The organism is Mycobacterium sp. IDR2000157661 (assembly GCF_022317005.1).
GTDB lineage: Bacteria > Actinomycetota > Actinomycetes > Mycobacteriales > Mycobacteriaceae > Mycobacterium.
Genome location: NZ_CP081006.1, coordinates 677,995 through 699,489, shown reverse-complemented (window position 1 = coordinate 699,489; position 21,495 = coordinate 677,995). Strand labels below are relative to the sequence as shown.

The 21,495-nt window shown below is 68.0% G+C and carries 21 protein-coding genes; 13 read left to right on the top strand and 8 right to left on the bottom strand.

The window, feature by feature from the left end; translation table 11 throughout:
* The first annotated feature begins 140 nt into the window (after positions 1 to 140).
* The 4 genes from tuf to K3G64_RS04240 all read left to right on the top strand — a co-directional run bounded on the left by tuf (position 141) and on the right by K3G64_RS04240 (position 4,323).
* The gene (tuf, locus tag K3G64_RS04255) at positions 141 to 1,331 is read left to right on the top strand and encodes an elongation factor Tu (protein ID WP_238889227.1); all 1,191 of its coding nucleotides are present in this window, start codon (positions 141 to 143) and stop codon (positions 1,329 to 1,331) included.
* Between the two features lie 212 nt (positions 1,332 to 1,543).
* Complete coding sequence (locus tag K3G64_RS04250) at positions 1,544 to 2,392, top strand: cutinase family protein (RefSeq protein ID WP_238889226.1); 849 nt, start codon at positions 1,544 to 1,546, stop codon at positions 2,390 to 2,392.
* Positions 2,393 to 2,470: 78 nt separating this feature from the next.
* Positions 2,471 to 3,307: an SHOCT domain-containing protein gene (locus K3G64_RS04245; RefSeq protein ID WP_238950401.1), complete on the top strand. Its 837-nt coding sequence runs from the start codon at positions 2,471 to 2,473 to the stop codon at positions 3,305 to 3,307.
* 164 nt (positions 3,308 to 3,471) lie between these two features.
* Positions 3,472 to 4,323 (top strand): mycofactocin-coupled SDR family oxidoreductase, encoded by an 852-nt coding sequence (locus tag K3G64_RS04240; RefSeq protein ID WP_238889225.1) that lies wholly within the window; start codon positions 3,472 to 3,474, stop codon positions 4,321 to 4,323.
* 16 nt (positions 4,324 to 4,339) lie between these two features.
* On the opposite strand, the gene K3G64_RS04235 is transcribed toward K3G64_RS04240, so the two are convergent.
* Genes K3G64_RS04235 through ddaH form a run of 4 tightly spaced genes read right to left on the bottom strand, consistent with a single transcriptional unit; the run spans position 4,340 to position 8,862 of the window.
* A complete protein-coding gene (locus K3G64_RS04235; RefSeq protein WP_238889224.1) occupies positions 4,340 to 5,221 on the bottom strand; it encodes a universal stress protein in 882 nt (293 codons plus the stop codon).
* Complete coding sequence (locus K3G64_RS04230; RefSeq protein ID WP_238889223.1) at positions 5,218 to 6,741, bottom strand: amino acid permease; 1,524 nt, start codon at positions 6,739 to 6,741, stop codon at positions 5,218 to 5,220. The genes K3G64_RS04235 and K3G64_RS04230 overlap by 4 nt, the downstream gene beginning before the upstream one ends.
* Positions 6,742 to 6,760: 19 nt before the next feature.
* Complete coding sequence (gene rocD / locus K3G64_RS04225; protein ID WP_238889222.1) at positions 6,761 to 8,035, bottom strand: ornithine--oxo-acid transaminase; 1,275 nt, start codon at positions 8,033 to 8,035, stop codon at positions 6,761 to 6,763.
* On the bottom strand, positions 8,008 to 8,862 hold the full coding sequence (gene ddaH, locus K3G64_RS04220; protein ID WP_370647094.1) for a dimethylargininase: 855 nt from the start codon (positions 8,860 to 8,862) through the stop codon (positions 8,008 to 8,010). The genes rocD and ddaH overlap by 28 nt, the downstream gene beginning before the upstream one ends.
* A gap of 114 nt (positions 8,863 to 8,976) precedes the next feature.
* On the opposite strand from ddaH, the gene K3G64_RS04215 reads away from it, so the two are divergent.
* Together K3G64_RS04215 and K3G64_RS04210 are read left to right on the top strand one after the other, a co-directional pair.
* Positions 8,977 to 9,423 carry an Lrp/AsnC family transcriptional regulator gene (locus K3G64_RS04215; protein ID WP_238950398.1) on the top strand — a complete coding sequence of 149 codons (447 nt, stop codon included), beginning with the start codon at positions 8,977 to 8,979 and terminating at the stop codon, positions 9,421 to 9,423.
* Between the two features lie 58 nt (positions 9,424 to 9,481).
* Positions 9,482 to 10,657, top strand: coding sequence for an NAD(P)/FAD-dependent oxidoreductase (locus tag K3G64_RS04210; protein ID WP_238889221.1), 1,176 nt, complete (start codon positions 9,482 to 9,484; stop codon positions 10,655 to 10,657).
* 5 nt (positions 10,658 to 10,662) lie between these two features.
* Here the strand turns inward: K3G64_RS04210 and K3G64_RS04205 are convergent, their stop codons facing one another.
* Genes K3G64_RS04205 through mftR form a run of 3 tightly spaced genes read right to left on the bottom strand, consistent with a single transcriptional unit; the run spans position 10,663 to position 13,122 of the window.
* Complete coding sequence (locus K3G64_RS04205; protein WP_238889220.1) at positions 10,663 to 11,940, bottom strand: VOC family protein; 1,278 nt, start codon at positions 11,938 to 11,940, stop codon at positions 10,663 to 10,665.
* Positions 11,937 to 12,467 (bottom strand): RNA polymerase sigma factor, encoded by a 531-nt coding sequence (locus K3G64_RS04200; RefSeq protein WP_238889219.1) that lies wholly within the window; start codon positions 12,465 to 12,467, stop codon positions 11,937 to 11,939. Before K3G64_RS04200 ends, K3G64_RS04205 begins: the two co-directional genes overlap by 4 nt.
* Before the next feature lie 55 nt (positions 12,468 to 12,522).
* Positions 12,523 to 13,122, bottom strand: a complete 600-nt coding sequence (gene mftR / locus K3G64_RS04195) for a mycofactocin system transcriptional regulator (RefSeq protein WP_238889217.1) — start codon at positions 13,120 to 13,122, stop codon at positions 12,523 to 12,525.
* Positions 13,123 to 13,223: 101 nt separating this feature from the next.
* Between mftR and mftA the strand changes: the two genes are divergently transcribed.
* The 7 genes from mftA (at position 13,224) to mftG (ending at position 19,860) form a co-directional block, all read left to right on the top strand.
* Positions 13,224 to 13,316, top strand: coding sequence for a mycofactocin precursor MftA (gene mftA, locus K3G64_RS04190; RefSeq protein ID WP_238889215.1), 93 nt, complete (start codon positions 13,224 to 13,226; stop codon positions 13,314 to 13,316).
* Positions 13,317 to 13,372: 56 nt separating this feature from the next.
* Positions 13,373 to 13,651, top strand: a complete 279-nt coding sequence (gene mftB, locus K3G64_RS04185; RefSeq protein ID WP_238889213.1) for a mycofactocin biosynthesis chaperone MftB — start codon at positions 13,373 to 13,375, stop codon at positions 13,649 to 13,651.
* The gene (mftC, locus tag K3G64_RS04180; RefSeq protein ID WP_238889212.1) at positions 13,648 to 14,823 is read left to right on the top strand and encodes a mycofactocin radical SAM maturase; all 1,176 of its coding nucleotides are present in this window, start codon (positions 13,648 to 13,650) and stop codon (positions 14,821 to 14,823) included. The genes mftB and mftC overlap by 4 nt, the downstream gene beginning before the upstream one ends.
* A gap of 31 nt (positions 14,824 to 14,854) precedes the next feature.
* Positions 14,855 to 16,045 (top strand): pre-mycofactocin synthase MftD, encoded by a 1,191-nt coding sequence (mftD, locus tag K3G64_RS04175; RefSeq protein ID WP_238889211.1) that lies wholly within the window; start codon positions 14,855 to 14,857, stop codon positions 16,043 to 16,045.
* 134 nt (positions 16,046 to 16,179) lie between these two features.
* Positions 16,180 to 16,923 (top strand): mycofactocin biosynthesis peptidyl-dipeptidase MftE, encoded by a 744-nt coding sequence (gene mftE / locus K3G64_RS04170; RefSeq protein ID WP_238889210.1) that lies wholly within the window; start codon positions 16,180 to 16,182, stop codon positions 16,921 to 16,923.
* Positions 16,920 to 18,332 carry a mycofactocin biosynthesis glycosyltransferase MftF gene (gene mftF / locus K3G64_RS04165; RefSeq protein ID WP_238889209.1) on the top strand — a complete coding sequence of 471 codons (1,413 nt, stop codon included), beginning with the start codon at positions 16,920 to 16,922 and terminating at the stop codon, positions 18,330 to 18,332. The genes mftE and mftF overlap by 4 nt, the downstream gene beginning before the upstream one ends.
* Before the next feature lie 97 nt (positions 18,333 to 18,429).
* A complete protein-coding gene (gene mftG / locus K3G64_RS04160) occupies positions 18,430 to 19,860 on the top strand; it encodes a mycofactocin dehydrogenase MftG (protein WP_238889208.1) in 1,431 nt (476 codons plus the stop codon).
* On the opposite strand, the gene K3G64_RS04155 is transcribed toward mftG, so the two are convergent.
* Positions 19,783 to 21,441, bottom strand: a complete 1,659-nt coding sequence (locus K3G64_RS04155) for an MFS transporter (RefSeq protein ID WP_238889207.1) — start codon at positions 21,439 to 21,441, stop codon at positions 19,783 to 19,785. The two genes, mftG and K3G64_RS04155, sit on opposite strands and share 78 nt — an antisense overlap.
* Between the last annotated feature and the right edge of the window lie 54 nt (positions 21,442 to 21,495).

The following is a 21,495-nucleotide window of genomic DNA, read 5'->3' as shown; positions in this document are numbered from 1 at the left end:
CGGAGCTGATCCGGAGTCGAGCAACGGAATCAGCGAAGGCGACGGGTCAGTAAGACTGACCTGCCGTCTCTGCGGGGACCAACAACTGCAAAGATCACTGCTTAACAACAAGCACCAACACAGTCCAGGAGGACCACACAGTGGCGAAGGCGAAGTTCGAGCGGACGAAGCCGCACGTCAACATCGGGACCATCGGTCACGTTGACCACGGCAAGACGACGCTGACCGCAGCAATCACCAAAGTGCTGCACGACAAGTTTCCCGATTTGAACGAGTCGCGCGCATTCGACCAGATCGACAATGCGCCTGAGGAGCGTCAGCGCGGCATCACGATCAACATCTCCCACGTGGAGTACCAGACCGACAAGCGCCACTACGCGCACGTCGACGCCCCGGGTCACGCCGACTACATCAAGAACATGATCACCGGCGCCGCCCAGATGGACGGCGCGATCCTGGTGGTCGCGGCGACCGACGGCCCGATGCCGCAGACGCGTGAGCACGTGCTGCTCGCCCGCCAGGTCGGTGTGCCCTACATCCTGGTCGCGCTGAACAAGGCCGACGCGGTTGACGACGAGGAACTGCTCGAGCTCGTCGAGCTCGAAGTTCGTGAACTGCTCGCGGCTCAGGAATTCGACGAGGAAGCCCCGGTCATCAAGGTCTCGGCGCTCAAGGCGCTCGAAGGCGACGAGAAGTGGGTCGAGTCGATCGTGGAGCTCATGGAGGCGGTCGATGAGTCGATTCCGGACCCGGTCCGCGAAACCGACAAGCCGTTCCTCATGCCCGTCGAGGACGTCTTCACGATCACCGGCCGCGGCACCGTGGTCACCGGTCGTGTGGAGCGCGGTGTGGTCAACGTGAACGAGGAAGTCGAGATCGTCGGAATCCGCCCCGGCACCACCAAGACCACGGTCACCGGTGTCGAGATGTTCCGCAAGCTGCTCGATCAGGGCCAGGCCGGTGACAACGTCGGTCTGCTGCTGCGCGGTATCAAGCGTGAGGACGTCGAGCGCGGCCAGGTCGTCGTGAAGCCCGGCACCACCACGCCCCACACCGACTTCGAGGGTCAGGTCTACATCCTGTCCAAGGACGAGGGTGGCCGGCACACGCCGTTCTTCAACAACTACCGTCCGCAGTTCTACTTCCGCACCACGGACGTGACCGGCGTCGTGACGCTGCCGGAGGGCACCGAGATGGTGATGCCCGGTGACAACACCGACATCTCGGTCAAGTTGATCCAGCCCGTCGCGATGGACGAGGGCCTGCGCTTCGCGATCCGCGAGGGCGGCCGCACCGTCGGCGCCGGCCGGGTGACCAAGATCGTCAAGTAGTTCGCTGCAGCGAAGCGGCGCTCACCTTTCGGGGTGGGCGCCGCTTGTGCGCTTGTGCGCTTGTGCGCCCAAACCGACGTATGGGCGACGAAGTGCGGGAGGAATTCGCCCTTTCGTCGATCTCGGCAAACGTGTACGGCTGTAACAGGCGGCGCCGCCGAGCCGATGTACTTCCCGAATGCCCTGGTCGGGGCGCAGAGAGGTTAGGGTCCATGTTCCGTCGTTTCACCACGCTCGCCAGCGCCGCGGCCGTCGCGGGCGCCGCCTTTGTCGGCGCGTCTGCTGGAGTCGCCGCCGCCCAGACCGACTGCCCCGACGTGCACTGGATGGGCGCCGCGGGCTCCGGGCAGCGCGACGGCGACCTCAGCGCCAATGCGGGCATGGGTGACGACATCTACCAGTCCTACCGCGATCTGCAGCAGAAACTGGCCGCCGACGGACGCACGATGACCGCCGAGGCGGTCGAGTATCCCGCCGTCGCCGTGCCCGACGACGACGGCGGTGTCGGTGACTGGCTGGGCTTCATGGGCAGCGTCGACACCGGGGCCACCGCGCTCGGTGCGCAATACGCCGCGTTCTCCGCGAAGTGCCCGACGTCGAAGGTGATCCTCGCCGGTTACTCGCAGGGGGCCATGGTGGTGCACCGCAACCTGCACACGCTGGGCGCCAACCCGAACGTGGCGGGTGCGCTGCTGATCGCCGACGGCGACCGCCTGCCTGCCGACCCGACCATCAACATCGGCTCGGTGACGTCGGTGCCCGGCGCCGGTAAGGGCGTCGCGCAGGACTGGCCCATCCTGGCCCACGCTCCGGCGCCGCTGCCGCCGGCCATCGGCGCCCGCACCATTAGCGTGTGCGAGCTCGGCGACGCGGTCTGCGACTACGACCCCGAAGCAGAGGAGACCTCGCCGATCGCGACGGTCATCCACACCGGCTACACCAACAGCACCGGCGGGTACCGCTGGACGCAGCCGCTGTACGAGCTCCTCGGGCCTGCGGGAATCGCGGAGGCGCCCGCCGAGCCGATCACGCCGCTGGCTGCGACGGCACCGACGCCCTAACCGCGCGACGATCCGGCTCACGGGCCGCGATTCGGCGTTAATCTGTCACGCACAAACGTGAGTGACGGGAGCATGGCCGTGTCCACTTTCTGGCGTTACGTCCGGATTCAGGCGTTCGTGCTGTTGTGCGGCATCGTCGGCCCGATCTTCCTGGTCATCTACTTCGCCACCGGGCCGAACCCGATGCTGCAGTGGATGTTCTGGACCGGCCTGCTGATCACCGCGGCCGACGTGTTGATCGCGCTGGCGATCACTGCCGCGGGCGCCAAGTCGGCGGCCAAGACGGCCGCCCTGGAGCAGACCGGCGTGCTGGCGCTGGCCCAGGTCACCGGCATCCAGGAGACCGGCACCCGGATCAACGAGCAGCCGCTGGTCAAACTCGATCTGCAGATCTCCGGACCCGGGCTCGTGCCGTTCGCCACCCAGGACCGCGTCATCGCGTCGATCGCCCGACTGCCGATGATCACCAACCGGAAACTGGTGGCGCTGGTCGACCCGATGACCAACGAATACCAGATCGACTGGGAGCGCAGCGGTTTGGTCAGCGGACTGATGCCCGCCAACTTCACCATCGCCGAGGACAACACGAGCTACGACCTGACCGGTCAGGCCGGCCCACTGATGGAGATCCTGCAGATTCTCAAGGCCAACAACATCGGCCTGAACAACATGATCGACCTGCGATCGAACCCCGCTGCGCGGCAACAGGTCCAAGAGGTCGTCCGTCGCGCCGCAGCGCAGCAGGCGCCCGCCCCGCCCGCCGCTGCCGCGGCGGCGCCCACCGCGGCCACGGTGGCCGCGCCCGAGATGTCCACCGCCCAACGGTTGCAGGAACTCGAGACGCTGCGTGCCACCGGCGCCATCTCGAACGAGGAGTACACGGCCAAGCGCCAGCAGATCATCGCCGACCTGTGACGGGTCCTGGGTCCTCAGGTCCGATAGGCCACTAGAACACGTTCCAGTTCGACTGTTAGCGTGAAGGCAGCGGTCGCACCGGCGCGAGCGACCGCTTTTGTACGGGTCTGGGCGGCGTGTCGCTGTTCAGACACGGTCGCTCGCGCCAACTGAGAGGAGCAGCGGTGACGGCGACGAACCGACCCCTGGACGGCCGCGTGGCGTTCATCACCGGGGCCGCGCGCGGCCAGGGCCGGGCGCATGCGGTCCGGTTGGCCGAGGAGGGCGCCGACATCATCGCGATCGACGTCTGCGCGCCGATCTCCGAGAGCATCACCTACCCGATGGCCACCTCCGAAGAACTCGCCGAGACGGTTCGACAGGTCGAGGCGACGGGCCGCAAGGTCCTCGCTCGTGAGGTCGACATCCGCGACCTGGCGGCGCTGCAGCAGGTCGTCGCCGACGGGGTGGAGCAGTTCGGGCGGCTCGACATCCTGATCGCCAACGCCGGGGTGCTCAGCTGGGGCCGCATCTGGGAGATGTCGGAAGAACAGTGGGACACCGTCATCGACGTCAACCTCAACGGCACATGGCGCACCATCCGCGCGGCCCTTCCCGCGATGATCGAAGCGGGCAACGGCGGTTCGGTGGTCATCGTCAGCTCGTCGGCCGGCCTGAAGGCGACACCCGGCAACGCCCACTACGCGGCGTCCAAGCACGGCCTGACCGCGCTGACCAACTCGCTGGCGATCGAGGCAGGCGAGTTCGGTATCCGGGTCAACTCGATTCATCCGTACTCGATCGAGACCCCAATGGTCGAGAAGGACGCGATGATGGCGATCTTCGCCAAGTACCCGAGCTATCTGCACAGCTTCGCGCCCATGCCGTATCAGCCGGTCGACGAGGAGAACAAGGGGCTGCAGGGTTTCATGGAGCCCGAAGAGGTGGCCGACGTCGTCGCGTGGCTGGCCGGTGACGGCTCGAAGACGCTGTCGGGCAGCCAGATCGCCGTCGACCGCGGCGCCATGAAGCACTGACCGCCGACCGCCCGTGCTAGCCCGGTAGCACGAGTACCGGCACCGGGCTGTGCCGAACGATCTTGGTGCCCCGGGAGCCGAGAAACACCCGCGCGATCGGGCCCGCCGGCGAGGTGCCCAGCGCGAGCAGTTCACCGTCGAGCCATTCCGCGGCGTCGAGCGCCGCGGACCAGTCGTTGCCCGTGACCACTTGCAGCACCACGTCCTCGCCGACGACACCGTCGTCCTGCAACTGGGACAGGTGCTGTCGAACCTGGCCTGCCCACGCCTCGAGGATCGAGTCTTCGGCGTGAAGGCCGACCTCGGGCGGATACATCGTGCGCCCGCGCACCGCGAACGTCACCACCCGCATCGGCACCCTGAGCCGCTTGGCAAGCGCCGCAACGCGTTCCACGACCGCGACCGACTCCGTCGTGCCGGGGTAGGCGCAGGTGATGCGCGTGAGCCCGCCCGCCTTCGTGCCAAGGTAACCGCGCGGGCTGACCGCCACCGGCGCCGAGCACGAGTGCAGCAGCCGGTCCGCCGTAGACCCCACGACCACCTGGCCGAGCTTGCCGTCGGAGGCCGAACCCAGCACCAACACGTCGGCATCGAGCTCGGCGACCGCTTGGTGCAGTCCACCGGACGCCGACCGGTGAGCGACCTTGTGATAGCTCACATCGAGGTTCGGTGCGAGCGGACCGATGACCTGGCGGGCGTCTTCGGCCGAGTGCGCCGCCAACTGCCGCGCGTACTCGGCGTACTCGGCATCGACGCGCGCCGGTGAGGGCGTCAGCCACGGCCGCGGGACAACGGTGACGACGGCAAGCGAGGTCTCGAGCGTCTGCGCGGCTTCCACCGCCAGGTAGAGCGCCGACCGTCCGCCCTTGCCCGCGAGATAGCCGACGGCGACGGTCATTGCCTGTCCTCCGGTTCGCGCGTCAGCGGCACTTCGTCGGCGGCGACCGGGACATAGCCGTCACTGCCGTCGCTGCCGTCGCTGCCGTCGCCGACGTCGTTCAACGCGCTGTGGCGGCGCCCCCAGAACAGGTAGAACAGCAGCGCCACCCCGACCCACAGACCGAACCAGAACCAAGTGTTGGCAGGCAGGCTGAGCAGCACTGCGGTGCACGCGAGCACCGACAGGACCGGCGTGATCGGATACAGCGGCACCTTGAATCCGCGCGGCAGTTCGGGCTGACGTACCCGCAGGACGACCACGCCGATCGAGACGACGATGAACGCGACCAAGGTGCCGATGGAGACCAGGTCCCACAGATACTCGAGCGGGACGAACCCGGCCAGCAGCGCACAGACCACCGCGACGACGATCGTATTACTGACCGGAGTCATGGTGCGCGAGTTGACTTTCGCGAACATCGCGGGCAGCAGGCCGTCGCGTCCCATGGCGAACAGGATGCGGGTCTGACCGTACATCACGACCAGCGTGACCGAGAAGATCGATATCACCGCGCCCGCGGCCAGCACCGTGCTCGCCCATCTTCCGCCGGTGATGTTCTCCAGGATCACCGCCAGTCCGGCGCTGGCCTGCTCCTCGGAGCCGAACTCCGCGGTCGGCTGCGAGCTGAGCGCCGAGAAGGCCACCAGGAGATACACGGTGGTGACGATCAGCAGCGCCCCGATGATCGCGCGCGGCATGGTGCGCTGGGGGTCTTTGACTTCGTCACCGGCGGTGGCGACCGCATCCAGCCCGATGAACGTGAAGAAGATGGAGCCCGCCGCCAGGGTGATGCCGCCGATGCCGGCATCCCAGAAGCCGGCGAAGTGGTCGGAATCGTATGCGGTGAAGGCGATGACGACGAACAGCAGCAATACGCCCAGTTTGATGAGCACCATGATGGTGTTGACCAACGCCGATTCGCTGGCCCCACGGATCAGCAGCAGTGCGCACAGGGCGATCAGGACCACCGCCGGAAGGTTGATGAACCCCGGATCCTCAGCCCACGGTGCCGACGACAACGCCTGCGGCAGTTGCCAACCGAACAGGTTGTCCAGCAGTTCGTTGAGGTAGCCGCTCCACCCGACGGAAACGACCGAGATCGAGACGCCGTATTCCAACAGCAGGCACGCTGCCACGCCCATGGCGACGAACTCGCCGAGCGTCGTGTAGGCGTACGAGTAGGTCGAGCCCGACACGGGCACCGCGGAGGCGAGTTCGGCGTAGCAGATGGCCGACAGGCCGGCGGCGACGGCGGCGAAGACGAACGAGACGATCACCGCGGGGCCTGCCTCGGGCACCGCCTCGGCGAGCACGAAGAAGATGCCGGTGCCCACGGTGGCGCCCACTCCGAACATCATCAGCCGGAAGGTGCCGATACTTCGTTTCAGATGGTCGGAGGCACCACGGGCGACGGGGGCGCCGACCACCGGCCGACGTCGTCGCATCTGCTGGGAGAGGGATGTCGACGGGGCGGTCATGGACCCTCCTGTGGACCGGCTATCGGGGTAGGGACAAGTGTGAACCCATATCGGCGAGCACATCGGTTAACTGCTCGATCGCCCAGTCGATCTCGTCTGCGGTGACGACGAGCGGCGGGGCGAAGCGCAGCGTTGCGCCGTGGGTGTCCTTGACCAGCACGCCGCGTTGGGCGAGGCGGGTGCTGACCTGCTTGCCGGTGCCCAGCGCCGGGTCGATGTCGACACCCGCCCACAGGCCTCGGCCTCGAACCGCGACGACACCGTGCCCGAGCAACCCGTGTAGGCGCCCGTGCAGGTGAGCGCCGAGATCCGCTGAGCGCGCTTGATATTCGCCCCGCCGTAGCATCGCCACCACCGTTGTGCCGATCGCGGCGGCGAGGGGATTGCCGCCGAACGTCGAACCGTGCTCGCCGGGGTGAAGCACGCCGAGCACCTCGCGGTTCGCCACCACCGCCGACAGCGGAACCACGCCGCCACCGAGGGCCTTGCCCAGGAGGTAGACGTCGGGTGTGACGCCCCAGTGGTCGCAGGCGAAGGTACGCCCGGTGCGCGCGAGCCCGGATTGGATCTCGTCGACGATCAGAAGCACTTCGCGCTCGGTGCACAGGGCCCGCAGCCGGGGCAGGAAGTCGTCGGGCGGGACGACGATCCCGGCCTCGCCCTGGATGGGTTCGACGAGCACCGCGACGGTGTGTTCGTCGATCGCATCGGCGAACGCGTCGGCGTCACCGAACGGGGCGGCACGAAAGCCGGGGGTGTAGGGACCGAAGCCGCGGCGGGCCGCGTCGTCGTCGGAGAAGCTGATGATCGTGGTGGTGCGGCCGTGGAAGTTGTTGTGGGCCACCACAATTTTCGACTCGTTCGCGGGCACGCCTTTGACGTCGGTGCCCCACTTGCGGGCGACCTTCAGGCCGGTTTCCACCGCCTCGGCGCCGCTGTTCATCGGTAGCACCATGTCCTTGCCGCAGAGGTCCGCCAGCGCCGCACAGAACGGCGCCAACCGGTCGGTGTGGAAGGCCCGGCTCACCAGGGTCATGGTGTCGAGTTGGGCGTGCGCGACCGCGGTGATCTCCAGGTTGCGGTGGCCGAAGTTGACGGCCGAATACGCCGCCAGACAGTCGAGGTAGCGGCGGCCCTCGACGTCGGTGATCCACGCGCCCTCGGCGGTGGCGGCGACGACGGCCAGCGGGGCATAGTTGTGTGCGACATACCTGTCGTCGAGGGCTATCACCGCGCCGGTGGCCGAGCGGCGGGTTTCGACAGTCGTCACGAATGTACCTCCAGTGTGCAGCATTTGACAGAACCGCCGCCCTTGAGAAGTTCGGCGAGGCCGACGCACACGGGCCGGAACCCTGCGCGCTCCAGCTGGCCGGCGAAACCCGCTGCACCGGCGGGCAGCACGACGTTGAAGCCGTCAGAGACGACGTTCAGCCCCAGCGCATAGGCGTCTGCGCTACCGACCTCGATCGCATCCGGAAAGACCTCGAGCAGTTCGGCCCGCGACCGCGCGCCGAACGCCGGCGGGTAATACGCGATCGTGGTGTCATCGAGCACCGCCAGTGCGGTGTCGAGGTGATAGAAGCGAGGATCAACGAGCTCGAGGCTGATCACCGGCATCTGGACGATAGGGGTGATCTCGATGTGTGCTCGACGGTCGGTGCGAAAGCCGTATCCCGCCAACAGGATCGGTCCGGCCACCAACAGGTCGCCCTGGCCCTCGTTCACATGCCGGGTCTCTACGGGCTGGTATCCACGCTCGGACATCCACTTCGCATAGGCCGTCGATTCGGCTGCGCGCTGCGGGTGAGCGAAGCGTGCGACGACAGCGGCGCCGTTGACCAGCAGACCGCCGTTGGCGGCGTACACCATGTCGGGCAGGCCTGCGACGGGTTCGACGAGGTCGACGGTGTGGCCCAATCGGTGGTACGTCTGGCGCAGCCCGTCCCACTGGGACACCGCCAGCGCCGCGTCGACTGGCACGGAGGTGTCCATCCAGGGGTTGATCGCGTATTCGACGCCGAAGAACGTGGGCGCCGTCATGACGTAGTGTCGCGGGCTCGGCCTGCGCGGCACCGCGCCATCGATGGTCTGGGCGGCGACCTGCACCCGCGGCATCGTCATGAATCAACGGTATTGCCGGGCATCTGTCGCAATCAATCACCGCTTCTTGCGTATACGCGTTCGAAATATCGCGAGTTGGCTAGGATCGCGGTGATCCGTTGCGTGGAGGTGACGATGGACCGGCTCGACGAGACCGACGAGCGCATCCTCGCGGTGCTGACCAACGACGCGCGGGCCACCTATGCGGAGGTCGGGGAGCAGGTCAGCTTGTCGGCCCCCGCGGTGAAGCGACGCGTGGACCGGATGCTCGACAGCGGTGTCATCCGTGGTTTCACTACGGTCGTGGACCGCAGCGCGCTCGGCTGGACCACAGAGGCCTACGTACAGGTGTTCCGCCACGGCACGATCGCGCCAGACCGCCTGCGTGCGGCGTGGATCGACATCCCGGAGGTGATCAGCGCCGCCACCGTCACCGGCACGGCCGACGCGATACTGCACGTGGTGGCCCGCGACATGCGCCACCTCGAGGAGGCGCTCGAACGGATTCGGTCGGCGGCCGACGTCGAGCGCAGCGAGAGCATCGTGGTGCTGACCAACATCATCGACCGCGACCGGGGCTGACGCTCCCCGCGGGCGGGGTGCCGGACCAGACGCCGCGGCCATCGTGTAAGAACTGCCCATGACCACTCCTGGGGGCATCGTCATCGTCGGTGGCGGCCTGGCGGCGGCCCGCACCGCTGAGCAACTGCGCCGTTCGGAGTACCCCGGTCCGGTCACGATCGTCAGCGACGAGGACCATCTGCCGTACGACCGGCCGCCGCTGTCCAAGGAAGTGCTGCGCTCCGAGACCGACGACGTCACGCTCAAACCGGCGGAGTTCTACGCGGACAACGACGTAACCGTGCTGCTCCACAACGGTGCGCGCGCCGTCGACACCTCGTCGCAGACGCTGACGCTGGCCGACGGCAGCGAACTGCGCTACGACGAGCTGATCATCGCCACGGGGCTGGTGCCCAAGCGGATCCCGTCGTTCCCGGATCTCGGCGGCATCCACGTGCTGCGCAACTACGACGAGAGCGTGGCGCTGCGCAAGGAGGCCGGGTCGGCGCGGCGTGCCGTCGTCGTCGGCGCCGGCTTCATCGGCTGCGAGGTGGCGGCCAGCCTGCGCAAACTCGGGGTCGAGGTGGCGTTGGTGGAACCGCAGCCCGCGCCGCTGGCCTCGGTGCTCGGCGAGCAGATCGGTGAACTCGTGGCCCGCCTGCACCGCGCGGAGGGTGTCGACGTGCGCTGCGGTGTGGGTGTCGACGAGGTGCGCGGTGGCGAGCGGGTCGAGAAGGTGGTGCTCGGCGACGGCACCGAACTCGACGCCGACCTCGTGGTTGTCGGCATCGGCTCGAAGCCGGGCACGGACTGGCTGGTGGACAGCGGAATCGAACTCGACAACGGCGTGGTCTGCGACGACCACGGCCGCGCGAGCGCACCGCACGTGTGGGCGATCGGCGACGTGGCGTCGTGGCGACACCGGCTGGGACACCAAGTGCGCGTTGAGCATTGGAGCAACGTCGCCGACCAGGCGCGAGTGCTGGTGCCGACGATGCTGGGGGCGGAACCGCCGGCGACGGTATCGGTGCCGTACTTCTGGAGCGACCAGTACGACGTCAAGATCCAGTGCCTCGGCGAACCGGAGGCCGGCGACACGGTCCACATCGTCGAGGACGACGGCCGCAAGTTCCTCGCCTATTACGAACGCGACGGCCTGGTGGCCGGCGTGGTCGGCGGGGGCATGCCCGGCAAGGTGATGAAGGTGCGCAACAAGATCGCATCCGGCGCACCCATCGCCGACGTCCTGGGCTGAGCGATCTAGAGCTGGCCCAGGTAGAAGCGGGTGCCCTGGTCGTCGGTGCACAACGCCGACAAGCCGTAGGACTGCTGCGACGGTTCTTCGATGACGGTGCCGCCGGCCTCCCGCACGCGGGCCACGGCCGCCTCGACGTCGGCCACGGTCCACATCGGCACGATCGCCGGCCGGGCGCTGCCGCCGGCCACACCCGCCATCGGGTGCGTCTGCTGAATCTGCCAGCCGTCGTCGACCCGGCCGGGCTCGAAGCCCCAGAACAGTATCCGGCTGTAGAACGCCTTGAACGCCGTCGAGTCGGGCACCTGGTAGGTGAGGTACGAAAGCTCGCCCGGCCCTTCACCGTTCAAGGCGGGCCGCGGTGTGCCCGGTGCCGGCCGGAAGATCGCGAACGCGGTCCCTGCGGTATCGGTGGCGTCCACCACCGTGCCGAACGGGTGGACCTGCGCCTCGCCGACCGTGCCGCCTGCGTCGAGAATGGACTGCCGTGCGCCGTCGAGATCGGCCACCGCATAGCAGCACATCAAGCCCTGCGCGCTCGCGACGCTGTGGATGCCGATGCGCTGACGGGTGTTCGTCACCTCGCGGGTGGCGGGGTCAAAGGTCCAGCCGAGCACGTGGCCGTAGAACGCCGCCGCCCGATCGGCGTCGGGAACCCACACCGACATGTACCCGACGTCGCCGTGCTGAATCGGCACCGCCGCGCCGGTGAGCCGGCCGCTGAGCATCCAGCGGTGCCCGAACGGGTCGACGATCGTCGCATTGCGCGATCCGTAATTCTCGTACGCCTCGCGAAGCACCTGGGCACCGGACTCGCGGCACCGTTCCAGCGTGGCATCGGTATCGCCGACCTGCAGCAGCAGGCTTACCGAAACTGCCTGCGGGGAAGGAGCTTTCAGCCCGAACTCGGGATACTCGTCGGCCAGGTAGAGCACGCCGTCGCCGATCACGAGCTCCGCGTGTCCGATGCGTCCGTCGTCCATCACGATGGGATCGCCGAGCACGCTGGCGCCCAGCGTGTCGACGTACCAGTCGATCGCTGCCCGCGCATCGGCCACGGCGAGGTAGGGCAACGCCGCGGGCCGCGGGACGGTCGATTCTGCGGCCGGCTCGGACAGTTCCGCCAGTGCCGTGTCGGTGCCACTCATTTCCACTCCTTCAGTTCGATTGGGTAGGGACAGCGCTGACTCCAACCGTGCCCGGAGCCGGGCCGCGAACGCCGGATCGGGTTGGACCGGCAGTTCGCCGCCGTGCAGCACGGCCAGCGGGTCACGGGTGTTCACGGCCGTCCTCCTTCCGGCTGCGGGTAGTGCGCTCGAAACGCCCGGCGTGCCCGGACCAGCAGCGCCTCGGTGGCGTGCACGGTACGGCCGAGCACGTCGGCACACTCGGGCACCGACCGGTCGTCCATGTAGCGCAGCGCCAACACGGTGCGGTGCTGCTCGGGCAGCTTGGCCAACACGCTCTCGGCGACGATGCGGTCGAGTTCGGCGTCCCAGTCGTCGGATGCGTCGAACTGCTCGGGCACCTCGGCGACCGGAACGCTGAACCGGTCGTGGCGGCGTCGGTAGTGGTCGGCCAGCTTGTGGCGAGCCACCCCGAGCAACCACGGCAGGGTGATATCAGGAGCGGCTGAACCCTTCCTGCGGGCGGTGTCCATCGCCGCCAGAAAGGTTTCCGACGTCAGGTCTTCGGCGGTTCCGCGGTCACCGCAGCGCCGGACGAAGTAGCCGTACACGACCGGCAGGGCGTCGTCGTACAGCGCCAGCAGAGTCCGCGGAGCGTCGGTGCCATCCGGTTCGGCGCTCACACCCCTATCGTCGCCGTCCGGGGCCGAACTCCGACGCCTTACTTGAGACGAATTCTCACCGGTCCAGCGCCCACAGCCCGTCGGCGACGGTGTCGAACGAGGCGCCGAGCGCCTGGCGCAGCGACACCGACTCGTCGGCCAGCCAGTGCTCGTAGGCGGACAAGGCCACACCGAGCATCGTCCACGCCACCGTCTGGGGCGTGAGGTCACCCGCGGTCGTGCCGAGCCGGTTGGCGACGAACTGGGCCACGACCCCGCGCCAGCCCGCGTACATCGTCATCGAGTAGGCCTGCAGCGCCGCGGTCTCGAGGATGACCCGCATGCGCTGTCGGTGGCGTGCCGTCTCGGTATCGTCAAAAGTGTTGAACGCCAACAGCGCTGTGCGCAATGCGGCACCGATGGGCACCTCCGGGTCGACGTCGGCGAGCAGATCTCGCATGTGCGTCAGGTGGGCGTCGAAATCACCCCAGGGCAACGCGTTCTTCGACGGGTAGTAGCGGAACAGCGTGCGCCGGGCGATCCCTGCCGCCTCGGCCACGTCGTCGACGCTGACGTCGTCGAACCCGCGGGCGGCGAACAGGTCGATGGCCACATTGCTGATGTGGTCCCACGTGGTGGAACGCCGACGGCCCACGCGGTGCTGGGCAGGCCCCATGCGTCCCCCTTTCCGACCCTGCTTCCATTCTGGCACTGGATGCCATATTATTGCGATCTCGATCACAGTTGCAGAACCGGTATAGCGAAAGGCGGGGCCTGATGGAACCGAATCAGCAGGTGGACACCGAGGAACTCGTAACGGAGAGCCTGGTCGAAGAGGTGTCGATCGACGGGATGTGCGGGGTCTACTGAGCGTGAGCGCCCCCGCCCCGTCTGAATCGATGTCCCCGAACACTCCGGTGGGATTGATGTCCCCAGCCATCGTGTTCGACCCGGAAGTCGGCTGGCAGCTGCACCACCAGGTGGCGGTGCGGCCGGAGCCGTTCGGGGCGCTGCTCTACCACTTCGGGACGCGCAAGCTGTCGTTCCTGAAGAACCGGACCATCGTCGACGTGGTCAACACGCTGTCCGAGTATCCCGACGCCAGGTCCGCCTGCCGTGCCGCCGGAATCGACGACGCGCAGCACGGGCCCTATCTGCATGCACTCCAGGTGCTTGCTCAATCGAAAATGCTGGTGCCGCAATGACCTCACCGCAGACCTCCCGCATGCCCCGTCTGATCGAGCAGTTCGAGCACGGGCTCGACGCACCGATCTGCCTGACCTGGGAACTCACCTACGCCTGCAATCTCGCGTGCGTGCACTGCCTGTCCTCGTCGGGCAAGCGTGACCCGCGCGAGCTGACCACTCGGCAGTGCAAGGACATCATCGACGAACTCGAGCGCATGCAGGTGTTCTACGTCAACATCGGCGGTGGTGAACCGACCGTACGACCGGACTTCTGGGAACTCGTCGACTACGCCACCGCACACCATGTCGGCGTCAAGTTCTCCACCAACGGCGTGCGCATCACCCCGACCATCGCGGCCAAGCTGGCTGCCAGCGACTACGTCGATGTGCAGATCTCGCTGGACGGGGCGACGGCCGAGGTCAACGACGCGGTGCGCGGCGCGGGCTCGTTCGCGATGGCCACGCGTGCACTGCAGAACCTGACCGACGCCGGGTTCACCGACACGAAGATCTCCGTCGTGGTCACCCGCCACAACGTCGACCAACTCGACGAGTTCGCGGCGCTGGCCGCGCGCTACGACGCCACGCTGCGGATCACCCGCCTACGGCCGTCGGGCCGCGGCGCCGATGTCTGGGACGACCTACACCCCACCGCCGACCAACAGGTCCAGCTGTACAACTGGCTGGTCGCCAAGGGGGATCGGGTGCTGACCGGTGATTCGTTCTTCCACCTGTCCGGGCTGGGCGAACCCGGTGCGCTGGCCGGGCTCAATCTGTGCGGGGCAGGCCGGGTGGTGTGCCTGATCGATCCCGTCGGCGATGTCTACGCGTGCCCGTTCGCCATCCACGAGCGCTTCCTGGCCGGAAACGTGCTGTCCGATGGGGGATTCGACAGCGTGTGGAAGAACGCGCCGCTGTTCCGTGAGCTGCGCGAACCGCAGTCGGCCGGCGCGTGCAGCAGCTGTGACCATTACGACAGCTGCCGCGGTGGCTGTATGGCAGCCAAGTTCTTCACCGGCCTGCCGATGGATGGGCCGGACCCCGAATGCGTCGAGGGCTACGGTGCTCCCGCGCTGGCTCGCGACCGGGTCAAGCCCAAGCCGAGCGTCGACCACTCCCGAAGTGGGCCGGTGGCGCTCAAGCTGCTGACCAAGCCTCCGGCCAGGCTGTGCAACGAAAGTCCGGTGTAGTCGCCGCGGACGAAAAGGAGCACCAACAACCATGGCACGAGATACCTGGTTCGAGACCGTCGCCTTCGCCCAGCAGAAAGCCAAGAAGCGGCTGCCCAAGTCGGTCTACGCGGCGCTGCTGGCCGCCAGCGAGAAGGGCCTGACCGTCGCCGACAACGTCGACGCCTTCGCCGAGTTGGGATTCGCGCCCCACGTCGTCGGTGCGGTGCAGAAGCGTGACCTCGCGACAACCGTGATGGGGCAGGACATTTCGCTGCCCGTCGTGATATCGCCGACAGGCGTGCAGGCCGTGCACCCGGACGGCGAGGTGGCCGTGGCCCGCGCAGCCGCCGCCCGCGGCACGGCGATGGGGCTGTCCTCGTTCGCCAGCAAGCCGATCGAGGACGTCGTCGCCGCCAACCCCAAGACCTTCTTCCAGGTGTACTGGCTGGGCGGGCGCGACGCCATCGCGGCGCGGGTCGAACGTGCCCGGCAAGCCGGTGCGGTGGGTCTGATCGTGACGACCGACTGGACCTTCTCCCACGGCCGCGACTGGGGCAGCCCGAAGATCCCCGAGCAGATGGACCTGCGCACCACGGTGCGGATGCTGCCGGAGGGACTGACTCGCCCCGCTTGGTTCCTGCAGTGGGCCAAGACCATGCGACCGCCGAACCTGCGAGTGCCCAACCAGGCGCCACGCGGCGAACCGGGGCCACCGTTCTTCGCGGCCTACGGCGAGTGGATGGGCACGCCCCCGCCAACCTGGGAAGACATCACCTGGCTACGTGAACAGTGGGGTGGTCCGTTCATGCTCAAGGGCGTGATGCGGGTGGACGACGCCAAACGCGCTGTGGATGCCGGTGTTTCAGCCATCTCGGTGTCCAATCACGGCGGAAACAACCTCGACGGGACGCCAGCGTCGATTCGTGCACTGCCGGCGATCGCCGATGCCGTCGGCAACGACATCGAGGTTTTGCTGGATGGTGGCATCCGGCGCGGCAGCGACGTGGTCAAGGCGGTCGCGCTGGGGGCCCGTGCGGTCATGATCGGCCGGGCATACCTGTGGGGCCTGGCCGCCAACGGTCAGGCCGGCGTCGAGAACGTGCTCGACGTTCTGCGCGGGGGCATCGATTCTGCATTGATGGGTCTGGGCCGCGCCTCGGTGCACGACCTGCTCGCCGAGGACGTGTTGGTGCCCCCAGGCTTCGCCAGAGCGCTCGGGGTGCCCGGCGACACGACCTGACGGCGAGTCCGGCGAATCGCCGAACGCGCTGGTACAGGCGGGGCGCAGGGGACTGGCGTGAACGCCGTCCCGTCGCTTGGGAAAATTTTGTCGAACGAATTGCTGCGCATGCGCCAACAATTGGCGCACGACAGGTGAATTGGGCCTACCATCGGCGGGTGCCATCAGTCAGCGAGCTCGCCGATGCGACTTCGAAGCAACTGATTAGCACGTCAACAGCGCTGATCGTGCCGGTCGGATCCACCGAGCAGCACGGACCGCATCTGCCGCTCGACACCGATACCCGGATCGCATCGGCTGTCGCGAGGGCCGTTGCTGACCAACTGCCCGGCCGGGATGGGTCGAACTGGATGGTGGCCCCGGCGGTCGGATACGGCGCCAGCGGAGAACACGAGGCCTTCAGCGGCACGGTCTCGATCGGAACGTCGGCTTTGCGGCTGTTGCTGGTGGAGTTCGGCCGGTCCGCGATGCGGTGGGCATCTCGGCTGGTCTTCGTCAACGGTCACGGGGGAAACGTGGACGCACTCGTCGCCGCGTCGGCTTTGCTTAGGTCAGAGGGGCGCAACGTCGGCTGGTGCTCGTGCACCGTCGCCGGCGCCGATGCGCACGCCGGCCACACCGAAACCTCTGTATTGCTACATCTTTCGCCCGAGCATGTGCGCGTCGAAGAGCGCGTCGCAGGCAACGGGGCTCCCCTTGGTGAGCTGCTCCCCGAACTGCGGCGCGGCGGCGTCGCCGCGGTCAGCGAGGTCGGCGTGCTCGGCGATCCCACCACCGCAACCGCAGACGACGGCGCCCGCATCTTCTTGGCTATGGTCGAGGCGTGTGCGCGGCGGATCGTCCAGTGGACCCCGAACCGCGACGGGATGCTGAGGTGACCGGCCCGCGGCTTCCCGACGGGTTCGCCGTGCAGGTGGATCGCCGGGTGAAAGTGCTCGGTGAGGGGGCGGCTCTGCTCGGCGGTTCGCCGACGCGACTTCTACGCTTGGCCCCGGCCGCGCAAACAATGCTGACCGGCGGCAGGCTCGAGGTGCACGACGCCGTGAGCGCGCAGTTGGCGCGCACGCTGCTCGATGCGACGGTCGCGCACCCCCGTCCGGCGAGTGGTCCGTCACACCGCGACGTGACCGTGGTGATCCCCGTGCGCGACAACGTTTCCGGCGTGGGACGACTGCTCAACGCGCTGCGCGGGATGCGGGTCATCATCGTCGACGACGGGTCTACCACCGCGCTGCAGCAGTCCGACTTCGCCGGAGTGCACAACGACGTGCAGATACTGCGGCATGACCGCAGCAAAGGTCCGGGGGCCGCGCGCAACACCGGAATGGCCGCGTGCAACACCGACTTCGTGGCGTTCCTCGACAGCGATGTGGTGCCCCGGCGGGGATGGCTGGAGGCGCTACTCGGTCACTTCTGCGATCCGGCGGTCGCGCTGGTGGCACCCCGGATCGTCGGTCTGCGGGAGCCCGACAACGTGGTGGCGCGCTACGAGGCGGTGCGCTCCTCACTGGACCTCGGCCTGCGCGAGGCGCCGGTGGTGCCCTACGGCACCGTCTCCTACGTCCCCAGCGCCGCGATCATCTGCCGGCGTTCGGCGCTCAAGGAGGTGGGTGGCTTCGATGAGACACTGACGTCCGGCGAGGACGTCGACCTGTGCTGGCGGCTCATCGAGTCCGGCGTGCGCCTGCGCTACGAGCCGATCGCGCTGGTGGCCCATGATCACCGCACGCAGCTGCGAGAGTGGTTCCTGCGCAGGACTTTCTACGGTGGAGCGGCGGCGCCGCTGTCGGTCCGGCACCCCGGTAAGACCGCGCCGCTGGTGATCTCCGGCTGGACGCTGGTCGCGTGGATGCTGCTGGCGATGGGCTCGTCCCTGGGTTACCTGGCGTCGATCGTCGTCGCGACCATCACGGGCCGCCGCATTGCGCGGTCGCTGTCCTCGGTGGAGACGGAGCCACGAGAAGTGGCGGTGGTGGCCGCACACGGGCTGTGGGCGGCGGCGCTGCAACTCGCGGCGGCCGTCTGCCGGCACTACTGGCCCCTGGCATTGGTCGCGGCGCTGGTGTCGCAGCGCTGCCGCCAAGTGGTGTTGCTGGCCGCCATCGTCGACGGGGTTATCGACTGGGTCACCCGTAGCGGCGCCGCCGACGACGGCACGAAACGCATCGGGCTGCTGACGTACGTGGTGCTCAAGCGCCTCGACGACATCGCCTACGGAGCGGGGTTGTGGACCGGTGTTGTCCGCGAACGCCATCTCGGCGCCCTCAAGCCGCAGATCCGAGCCTGAGTCGCGGTTGCCCGGCGTTCACAGCAATCGTAATGCTCCTCGCGTGCGCAGTGATCGTAATGCTCCTCGCGTGCGCAGTGACAATATTGCTCCTCGCGTGCGCAGTGACGTCCTGATCGTCGGCGCGGGCAGTGCCGGATCCGTCCTCGCCGAACGGCTTTCCGCCGACCCGGCCTGCCGTGTCACCGTCGTCGAATCGGGTCCCGGCCCGTCGGATCCGCGGGTGCTCACCCAGATCACCGATGGACTTCGGCTGCCCATCGGTGACGCCAGCTCGGTGGTGCGCCGGTACCAGACGACGCTGACCGGCGATCCGGTCCGCCACGCGCAGCTGATGCGGGGCGCGGTGGTGGGCGGGTCCGGGGCGGTAAACGGCGGGTACTTCTGCCGCGGGCTGCCGAGCGACTTCGACGGCTGGAGCCTGCCCGGGTGGGGCTGGTCCGACGTGGTGCCGCACTTCCGTGCGATCGAGAACGACCTGGACTTCGACAACGCGCTGCACGGGTCCGAGGGCCCGATCCTGGTCCGTCGGGTGTCCGAATTCGACGGTTGCACAGCGGCATTCGTGCGTGCAGCGACCGATTCGGGGTTTCGGTGGCTGGACGACCTGAACGGCTCGACCGCCGAATCGCCGGTGGGCGCCGGGGTGGGGGCGGTGCCGCTGAACATCCACGCAGGCACGCGCGTCGGTCCAGGCGGAGCGTTCCTGCAGCCTGCGATGGACCGCGTCAACCTGACGGTGCTGACGAACACGCGCGCCACGGGTGTGCGGATCCGCGCCGGTCGGGCGGTCGGTGTGGACTGCATCGGACCGGAAGGGCCGGTCGAACTACGGGCCGATCGAACAGTGTTGTGCGCCGGCGCCATTGGCTCGGCGTGGCTGCTGATGCTGTCCGGCATCGGGCCCCGGCAGGTGCTCGAGGCGGCCGGTGTAACGGTGACGGCCGACCTGCCGGTGGGCCGTGCCTCGACGGACCACCCGGAGTGGGTGGTTCCGGTCGACTGGACGCAGACACATGGCCTGCCGCCGTTGGAGGCGGTGCTCACCACGGCCGACGCCGTCGAGATCAGGCCGTACACCGCGGGCTTCGGCGCCATGGTCAGTAAACGCAGGGACGATCCCGGCGATCGCCCTCATCTCGGTGTGTCGCTGATGCAGCCCAAGGCCCGCGGGCGCATGACGATCTTGTCGGCCGACCCGGATGTGCCTCCGGCGATCGAGCATAGATACGACAGCGAACCCGACGACATCGCGACTCTCACCGCAGCCACGAAGCTGGCCCACGAAATCATCGGCGCCGTCAGCGATCTCGGCCCAGTCACCTGGTCCACATCGCAACATCTGTCGGGCACCGCGCCGATGGGTGTCGCCGACGACGACCGTGCGGTGGTGGACCCGCAGTGCCGGGTTCACGGAATAGATGGGCTGTGGGTGGTTGACGGGTCGGTGCTACCGACGATCACCAGTCGGGGACCCCACGCCAGCATCGTCATGATCGCCCATCGTGCTGCGAGTTTCATCCTCTGAGTGCGACCAGCGGTCCATGGCCCGGCGCACCAGCCGGGATTGCCGGCCGTCGCGGCCCGGCGCCCACAGTGCGGTGAACGCCGCCGCCACGGCCAGCGCGATCGACAACACCAGCAGCGAGAGGCTCATCGCATCCATGAACGCGCGCGTCGCTTCGTCGGCCAGGACGGCGCCCTGCGGGCCGAGTCGGGCCGCGACTTCGAGCGCGTTGGCCAGCGAGTCGGAGGCCGCCGTGCGGACCTGCTCGGGGAAGGCCGCCAGCCCGGAGGCCAGGGAGGCGCCGTACTGAGCGGCAAGGACGGAGCCCGCGACCGCGATGCCGACGGCGGCGCCGACCTCCCGGGTGGCGTCGTTGACCGCAGAGGCGACGCCCTGCTTCTCGGTCGGAACGGCGTTCATGATCGCTGACGTGGTTGGGGCGACGCACAATCCGATCCCGGCAGCGGCAACCAGCATCGGGGGCACCAGATCGACATAGGCGGCGTCGGCCGTCAGAAACCGCATCCAGAACAGACCCGCGGCCAAAAGGAACAGCCCCGCCGACACCGCCGTGCGCAGGCCGATTCTGGGCAGGTACAGGTGCATGGTGGCGCCGAGCACCATGATCGGAACAGCCAGGGGCGCAAGGGCGAAAGCGGTCTGCAGCGCGCTGTAGCCGAGCAGCAGCTGCATGTACTGCATTACTACGAAGAAGAAGCCGAAGTTGGCGAAGAACAGGAACGTGATACCGACGGCCCCGGTGGCGAAGTCGGGTCTGGCGAACAGCCGGACGTCCAGGAGTGGGTGCCTGCGGGCCAGTTCGACCACCGCGAAGACCACCGCCAGGACCACGCCGAGCGCCATGCATCCCCAGACCACAGGATGGCTCCACCCGCGCATCGGTGCCTCGATCACGCCGAAGACGAACACCGCAACCGCGCCGCCGATGGCCGCCGCGCCGAGCCAGTCCAACGGCGTCGCCGTCTCGTCGCGGGAGGTCCGGATCGTCAGACTGAGGACGAAGAGTACGACACTGGCGACCGCGAATGCGTAGAATATCGACCGCCACGAAAAGAACTGCAGGAGAACGCCGGTGCCCATGAACCCGACGATGGCGCCGGAACTGGCGACACCGGCCCAGATCCCGACGGGCTTGTTGCGTTCGGACTTCGGGAACGACGCGGTCAGCAACGACAGCGTCGCGGGCATGATGAACGCAGCGCCGATACCCGCCACGGTGCGGGCGAGGATGATCTGTACCGGGCTGTCGAGGAACACCGGCGCAACCGAGGCCAGGCCGAAGATCGCCAGGCCGAGCATCAGCGCCTCGCGCCTGCCGTACCGGTCGCCCAGTGCGCCGGCAGGCAGCAGCAGGCAGGCGAGCACCAGCGTGTAGCCGTCGACCACCCAGGTCAGCTGGGTCTGTGTCGCCGCGGTCTCCAGTGCGATGTCGGGCAGTGCGGCGTTGAGTGCAACCATCGACGAAATCACCAGCAGCACGGCGAGCGAGGCGACGGTGAGCAGCCAGAGGCGGCCGGACCTGCTCAATGTGGCCATGTTGGCGTCGATATCCGGATCGGGCCCGGCCAGGGTGTTGGCCATCGATCGTCGCTCACTTTCGCAAGTAGAGATTTTTGAGACTAACAGTCTTGTAAC